Here is a 3,688-nt window from a genome sequence, read left to right on the forward strand (position 1 = left end):
GGTTTCTCTCATCCATACTCAAGTGCTGATAGTGGTTGCCCATTGTTCACCTCCAGTCTCCTTGGACCAAAGGTGTTGCACTTCATTTTTGAGCCGGCCCCCTTTGCTGCTCCCGGAATACCGCATCACGCCCAGCACATAGGGCACCAAAAGTCTGTTAACCGGATCGGTCACTATGATATGTGAGTATTGCACTTCAAAGTTGAAGTCTCTATGTCATAACATACATCACCGAAATGACTAAGAGACTGCCAAATTGCTAGCACCAAACAACTCAAAGAGCATCCTACTGATTCGTGCGGGGCGCCTTGGGGATACTATATGGGCAACTAGCGCGATCGAACCATTGCGCCAACATTATGGTCCGGACGTAGAAATAGACTTGCTCATCCATCGCGGTATGGAGGGCCTTTTTCGTCACGACCCGAGGATTCGAAATATATTCCAGATTCACCATCGCAGTTTACCAATTGTCTTAACCAAGGCAAAACGCAATGTTCTTTCATGGTCTCGGAAGAAGCCGTACGACTTGGCGGTTGATCTGGAAACCGGTACGGATTTTTTACCTCTTATGGCGCGAATCATCGCTCATAAGAAAGTCATTGCACGGGATGTATTGAAAGACGTTCCGCCAATGGCGACTCATGCTGTTTCTTATCTGCGGCAAGTATTATCGTTCTGCGTTCCCCAGGAACTCGCACTGAGCGCCTGCCCAACGCTGGTAGTGTCAGATGAGAGTATAAACTCGTTCGAACGCTTCGGAATCCATGGTAATTATTGCGTACTCCACCCAGGAAATAGCTTGGTGGCCAGAAACAAGCCAGCGCTCCGTTCCTGGCCAATAAAACACTGGCGGACACTGATTGGCCTTTTGAGCGAATACTTCCCAGACCTTCAAGTAGTCCTAGTCGGTGAGCCAAAGGAAATGTCGTACGTTGATAGTATAGCCGCAGCCTCCCCTCGTATATTAAATCTGTGTGGTCATACCTCCTTGCCAGAACTCATGGAAATCATCTCCAAGGCCAACTTCTTGGTTTCCAGTGACACTGGTCCCTCCCACCTGGCAGCAGCTTTAGGAACGCCGGTCATCTCACTTTTCGGACCAACGGATCCAGAGTTGACAGGGCCTTTGAGCTGTAAAAAGGATCGGATAACGGTATTGCGCACAAACCTGTCCTGCAGTCCCTGCATCAATCACCCGGATTTTGATACTTGCCGATCGGCGCGATGCATGGAATATTTAAATCCAAATCAAGTAGTTAATGCAGCCTCTACCATTGGGAGATTTTAAGTTGAAGCGTGACTCCCCGTACTCATTCAACTCATCCCATAGCTTACGAATGGGAAGTTTTAGAGGTGAACAGTCTTTCTTTTGCCTCTTCTATTGTTACCCCAGCCATTACAGCTTCTTTTACCAGGATAACCCAATCAATCATTGATGAATTTATCTCAGTCATAGAACGAATCATTATTTTTAAGTAGGCTTCAGAAATATTTCCATCTTCTGTCTTTTTTAGATCACTATACTCTGCTGTTGAAAAAAGAGCGTGATTTTCCAAAATTCCCCATCCTGATTTCTTGGGATTAACTATTGGAGGGTGGAGAGAGCTATTTCTTGGTTCTGCTATAACAACAAAGTAATCATCTATAAATGATGAAAGGAATGCGCAGGATACTGGTTGCCCACCAGAATACATTGGGACTATCCGTATTCCATTTAACAGTTCTTTGCTCACCAACAAGGGCATGGCTTTCTCTATTGTTTCCGAATCTGTATTCCATATATGCATCTTGTTTGGCGCTAGAAATCCGTGTAACAGGCCTAAATATTCTGATAATAACCTCTTTTTTTCGGTTGATAGCCGACTTTGTATTCCTCCATTTACCCATCCGGACAATCCACCCGAATCTAGATTGAGTGTTCTAGCTACCTGCGTAAGCTTTTCATTGCGTAGGTCCATCATGCATAAGACACGCTCTCGCAGAATCTTGTCATCATCGGCGGTTATCTTGATGAGTGACATTGGTTAAGATCTTCCTTCAGCGGAAATGGAAACAGAAAGGCCACCATCCGAAGATGGTGGCCTTCATTGTACTACAGAACGATATTTAGAATCCGGCCTGGAACTGCAACATCAACGTGTTGTAGGCCATACCGTTGATGGGGGCGCCGTTGCCACCGAACAGGGAGCCAGAGTCTGCGTTAGCACCCCATTTCCCATCCCGTGCGCTTGGGATGATGTAGTTCACCTGAATCTCCGCCGCATGAGGATTGTTCGGATTGACATAGTAATTCAGGCCTACAGTGGTATTGTCGAGCTTAGCATCGGTTCCAGCATAGTTATTATAACTATAGGAATCGAAACGTACGGCAGGCTCAATGTCTAACCACGATGGAGTAAAGCCCATGGTATGCAGGTTAGCAGCCAAACCAACGTTCCAGTCTTGGGCCCCGTAACCAGGCATGCCATTTCGAGTCTCTCCTGTATGCAGGTTCGTGTAACCAGCAACATAGTGAATCCCCATCAGACCGCCATGCACACCTACATTCCAAGTGTATAATGAATCTACATTGGAATATACACCAAGAGTGTTTGCGGTCTCTGGCAACGTCATCCGCGCACCGCTAACCTCCGCATGTAACAAAGGTCCCATAAAATCATAGGTCAAGCGAGCAGAAGCAAGATACCCACCATTACCATTTAAAAAACCACCCTGCCCGCTTCCAAATGGTTGAGCACCACTCACTTCCCAATTATAAGCGGATCCATAATCCAGGGAGCTCTCATCCGCAATGGCAACAGCATAGCCAATGCCTGTACCCATGACATTGTTGGCGTGCAACATAGCGCCGGCAGAACGTCCAGGTAGCAAAGACTGACTCATACTCCGGAAGATGAAGGGCAATGAGTTACCTTCCACATCTACATACTCATTACCAACAGGCTGCTTGAATTTGCCCACTTCCAGCTGCACAAAGGGAACTGGGGCATAGTTGATCCATGCGTCAATAATGGAGGCATTTCCACCATTACCCAGACCATCGTTTAGATCGTTCGTGGAATACCCAGGAAGGTTTGCATTACCGGCGTTATTACCACTAATGGCTGCATTATCCCAACCGGCCATAATATTGTAGGTCACGCCCGTGGCAGCTTCACCCTTGACACCCAAGCGGATTCGGTTAGCACCAAAGACCAATCCATTAGAGCCAGAGGTATTTCCATTCATAGAAGTACCAAACTGCTGGGCCCCGGTAATTTGGGCATAGCCGTATAGAACAGGACCAGTCTGGGAATCGTTGTTGCTGCTATCAGCAGCCATAGCACATACAGGGGCAACCAGAGCTGCCGCGACAGCTAACATAATGAAATTCTTCTTCATTTTTACTCCTCCTCAATAAAACCTGAACGGCTTCTAGGCGCTGCAACACAACACCATGTATTAACTATACAACAACATAAGAAAACCGCAAGCAACCAAAAAACAATGGCAGCCAAAAAGCTGCCATTGTCGGGAGGAGCCAGACCTGAAGAGGGGTCATGACTTCAAGAAATTGTAAGATCAATCTCTTGGCAGAAACAAGCCAATGTATGCGTCCACCACCTTTGGCACTGTGGTAGATGTTGGAGGAGGAAGGATAGCGGTGGTTTCTGTCCGAGTCGATGGTGTGGCCGTTCGGCGTTGT

General features: G+C 47.0%; 4 protein-coding genes. 1 reads left to right on the forward strand and 3 read right to left on the reverse strand.

What is annotated here, in order from left to right; translation table 11 throughout:
- Nucleotides 1–529 precede the first annotated feature (529 nt).
- Nucleotides 530–1,291: a glycosyltransferase family 9 protein gene (locus RTI30_RS13220; protein WP_312283998.1), complete on the forward strand. Its 762-nt coding sequence runs from the start codon at nt 530–532 to the stop codon at nt 1,289–1,291.
- 43 nt (nt 1,292–1,334) lie between these two features.
- Here the strand turns inward: RTI30_RS13220 and RTI30_RS13225 are convergent, their stop codons facing one another.
- The 3 genes from RTI30_RS13225 to RTI30_RS13235 all read right to left on the reverse strand — a co-directional run.
- Nucleotides 1,335–2,024: a hypothetical protein gene (locus RTI30_RS13225; RefSeq protein WP_312283999.1), complete on the reverse strand. Its 690-nt coding sequence runs from the start codon at nt 2,022–2,024 to the stop codon at nt 1,335–1,337.
- Nucleotides 2,025–2,109: 85 nt separating this feature from the next.
- Nucleotides 2,110–3,384 carry a porin gene (locus RTI30_RS13230; protein WP_312284000.1) on the reverse strand — a complete coding sequence of 425 codons (1,275 nt, stop codon included), beginning with the start codon at nt 3,382–3,384 and terminating at the stop codon, nt 2,110–2,112.
- Between the two features lie 64 nt (nt 3,385–3,448).
- Nucleotides 3,449–3,688, reverse strand: a 240-nt coding sequence (locus RTI30_RS13235; protein WP_312284001.1) for a hypothetical protein, incomplete at its 5' end; no start/stop codon positions are given.

This window comes from Candidatus Igneacidithiobacillus taiwanensis (assembly GCF_031962545.1).
Lineage (GTDB): Bacteria > Pseudomonadota > Gammaproteobacteria > Acidithiobacillales > Acidithiobacillaceae > Igneacidithiobacillus > Igneacidithiobacillus taiwanensis.